Consider the following 3575-nt stretch of genomic DNA (forward strand, 5'->3'; position numbering starts at 1 on the left):
GGGCGGTTCCGGCTGTGAGGCGGCGTCTTGAAACGACGAACCGGAGAACCGCAGAACAGGGAACGGCGAATGTCGAAGGAAAAGGCGCAAGGGGCGGACGTTCATCAGTTCCTACGGGTCGCACAACATGCCGGACGGCGAGATATTCACGGGGCCCGTCGAACAAAGTGCCGAAGGCCGCATCCGTTTCTCGTACCCGGTCTGCTACCGGGGGAAAGAAGTCGAGGACGTGCACCTCGAGTTCGAGAAGGGGCGGGTGGTGAAGGCGACGGCGGGGAAGAATGAGAAGTTTCTGCGGCAAATGATCGCCCTCGATGCCGGGGCGAGCCGGGTCGGCGAACTCGGGATCGGGACGAACTTCGGCATCCAGCGATTCATCAAGAACATCCTGTTTGACGAGAAGATCGGGGGGACGGTGCACCTGGCGCTCGGCAGGTCGTATGCCGAAACGGGCGGGCGCAATAAGTCGGCGCTGCATTGGGACATGATCTCGGACCTGAGGCGCGGGGGGAGGATCGAGGCGGATGGGCGGGTGATCCAGGCGGACGGGCGGTTCCGGCTGTGAGGCGGCGTCTTGAAACGACGAACCGGAGAACCGCAGAACAGGGAACGGCGAATGTCGAAGGAAAAGGCGCAAGGGGCGGAGTCGCGCTGACGATTTCGTGCACAAGATGAAGGTTTGCCTGAAAGAACTCCGCGAGACGCTGGCGTGGCTGAAACTGATTCAGAGGCGGCGCCTGATGGGTGGCCCGGAGAAAATGGAAGCGATCGTCGCAGAATGTGACGAATTGGTTTCGATCTTTGTGGCGAGCGTGAACACGGCCCGTGGGGGTCGCAAGGTGTGAGCCATGGGGACGTGGCGTCCTTGTTTCCTTCGCCCTTCACCGTTCCTTGTTCTTCGGTTCGACATTCACCGTTTTGAGAAGAGGGCTCGCAGTGGCACCCCAAAGACAGCGGGTTGACAACCTGAGGGGGCTGGAGCGATTGCAGGTTCCCTGCCGGGTGTGTCCGCGGAAGTGCGGCGTGGACCGGTCGGCGGGGGAGCGGGGCACGTGCGGGGCGCCGGCGGGGGCGGTCGTCGCGAGCGCGGAGCCTCACTTCGGCGAAGAGGCGTGCCTCGTCGGCCGCGGCGGAAGCGGGACAATCTTCCTGGCGGGCTGCAACCTGCGGTGCGTGTTCTGCCAGAACTACGACATCAGCCACTTCATCGTTGGTCAGCCGATGGATACGGCAGCCCTTGTGCAGTTGATGCTGGCGCTCGAGGGGCACGGGTGCGAGAACATCAATTTCGTGACGCCGACGCACGTGTCGCCGGCGCTTGCCGCGGCGATCGTCGAAGCGCGCGGGCGCGGCTTGCGCGTGCCGATCGTGTGGAACTCGGGCGGCTACGAGTCGGTCGAGGTGCTGCGGCTGCTGGAGGGGCTGGTCGAGATCTACATGCCGGACTTCAAGTTCATCCGGCCCGAGAGCGCGGAGCGGTATTTGGCGGCGGCGGATTATCCGGAGCGGGCGCGGGAGGCGATTCGCGAGATGCACCGCCAGGTGGGGGACCTCGTGGTGGAGGATGGGGTGGCGAGGCGGGGCCTCGTGGTGCGGCACCTCGTGATGCCGGGGGGCGCGGAGGAGAGCCGGGAGATTCTGGACTTTCTCGCGTCATTTTCGCCGCGGACGTTCGTCAACGTGATGGATCAGTACAGGCCGGCGGGGCTCGTGGTCGAGCCGCGGCAGCGGGCCACGGCGGGCGTAGCCCAGCCAGGGGCTCGCCCTGCCAGGGTGGCGGGGCCGGAAGGGCGGTCAAAATTTTCCGAATTGGCGAGGCGGTCGGCCCTGGACGACGTTTCCGAGGCACGGGCCCACGCGCGGCGGCTGGGTCTGCGGCTGGCGGATTAGCGGGGTCGCGCATTGACGGTAAGGGGCCGGGATCTGTACTATCAGGGGGAAGAATTCTTCGTCTAAACGGCGAGGGCCGGCGCAGCCGATGAACAGGTTGAGGCCCCGTTTCCTGCCAATGGCCCCGAGGGGGCGGCCGCTGGGGCGAGGATTTGAGCGGCACGCGTGAGGGGCCGAACACCCCATGGCGTGCTGCCCGCCTGCGTGGGTTCTGAGACCGGCATTATCTCTGTGGCGACGATGGCAGAAAAAACCCGAGATATCAAGGTACCGAACCCGTACGCGCCGGTGCTGCGCCACCTGTACGTGGCGGGGGCGCACCTGCTGCTGTTTGCGGTTTCGTTCTGGCTGGCGTATGCGTTGCGGTACGAGTTTCGGATTCCTCCGGCGGCGGCGGCGATTCCGGACCTGGAGCCGGTGTTGCCGAACGACGTCGGCGTTCCCGCGTCGGTATGGGGCGCGTTCTACGAACTCCTGATCTTCGTGCTCGTGGTGAAGTTGGTGGTGTTCGGCTACTTCCGTCTGTACGCGGGGTGGTGGCAGTACGTGAGCGTTCAGGACCTTGTGGAGACGTTCAAGGCTAGCCATATCTCAACGGCTATTATCCTGGTGAGCGTGTACGTGGTGCGTGTGCTTCACGGGGCAAACGTGCTGGCGCTGGACCTGCCGGTGCGCGACACGATTCTGATCATCGACTGGGCGGCGACGATTGCGCTGGTGGGCGGCATCAGGTTCATGGTGCGGATCGTGCGGGAGGGTTCGCGGCCGGTGAGTCCGGCGGGCCTGGTGCGGGCGCTGATCATCGGCGCGGGCGACGCGGGCGAGGGCGTCCTGAGGGAACTGTATCGCCTGCCGGTCGAGCGGTACCACGTCGTGGGGTTCGTGGACGAGGATCCGAGGAAGCGCGGAAGCCGGATCCACGGCGTGCCGGTGCTGGGAGGCATCGACCAACTGGCGGAAATAGCGGAGCGCCAGAAGGCCGAGGAACTGATCATCGCGATTCCGGAGCCGACGCGGTCGGAACTGCGGCGGATCATCGAGGTCTCCAAGGGCCAGAAACTGGTGTTCCGCATCGTGCCGGGCATCGCCGACCTCATCAGCGGGCGGGCGGACGTGGCGCGACTGCGCGAGGTGGACATCAACGACGTCCTCGGCCGCGAGCCCGTCAGCCTCGACATCGAGGACATCGGGCACTTCCTGACGGGGAAAGTCGTCCTGGTGACGGGCGGCGGGGGCTCGATCGGTTCGGAACTGTGCCGACAGATCGTACCGTTCCAGCCGAAGAAACTTATCATTCTGGACCAGGCGGAGAACAATCTGTTTCACATTGATCGGGAATTAAGGCGGGCCCACGCGCGGCTGGCGCTGGAGCCGGTGGTGGCGGACGTGTGCGACCGCCGGCGGATCGAGGACGTGTTCCGCCGGTACCGGCCGAACGTGGTATTCCACGCGGCCGCGCACAAGCACGTCCCGATGATGGAACTGAACCCGGGTGAAGCGATCAAGAACAACATCTTCGGCACGCGGAACGTCGTGGACCTGGCGTGCGAGTACGGCGCCGAGGCCGTCGTCTTCATCTCGACGGACAAGGCGGTCAATCCGACGAGCGTCATGGGCTGCACGAAACGCATCACCGAGATGTACTGCCAGGCGATGAGCGCCAGCGACCGCTGCCGCAGCACCAA

The 3575-nt window shown here is 65.2% G+C and carries 3 protein-coding genes and 1 pseudogene; all 4 read left to right on the plus strand.

Annotation, left to right across the window (positions count from 1 at the left end; genetic code table 11):
• Positions 1 to 127 precede the first annotated feature (127 nt).
• Positions 128 to 565, plus strand: coding sequence for an aminopeptidase (locus NTX40_08990; protein ID MCX5649215.1), 438 nt, complete (start codon positions 128 to 130; stop codon positions 563 to 565).
• Between the two features lie 85 nt (positions 566 to 650).
• Positions 651 to 845 (plus strand): annotated as a pseudogene (locus tag NTX40_08995) (four helix bundle protein).
• Positions 846 to 936: 91 nt separating this feature from the next.
• The gene (locus NTX40_09000) at positions 937 to 1890 is read left to right on the plus strand and encodes a radical SAM protein (protein MCX5649216.1); all 954 of its coding nucleotides are present in this window, start codon (positions 937 to 939) and stop codon (positions 1888 to 1890) included.
• Positions 1891 to 2130: 240 nt separating this feature from the next.
• Positions 2131 to 3575 (plus strand): polysaccharide biosynthesis protein (locus NTX40_09005; GenBank protein MCX5649217.1); only part of this gene is annotated, 1445 nt, incomplete at its 3' end.

It is taken from the genome of Planctomycetota bacterium (assembly GCA_026387035.1).
Classification (GTDB): Bacteria; Planctomycetota; Phycisphaerae; order FEN-1346; family FEN-1346; genus JAPLMM01.

Bases quoted from the DNA above. Each gene is read 5' to 3' on its own strand.
- NTX40_08990 (MCX5649215.1), top strand. From the start codon at position 128: ATGCCGGACGGCGAGATATTCACGGGGCCCGTCGAACAAAGTGCCGAA.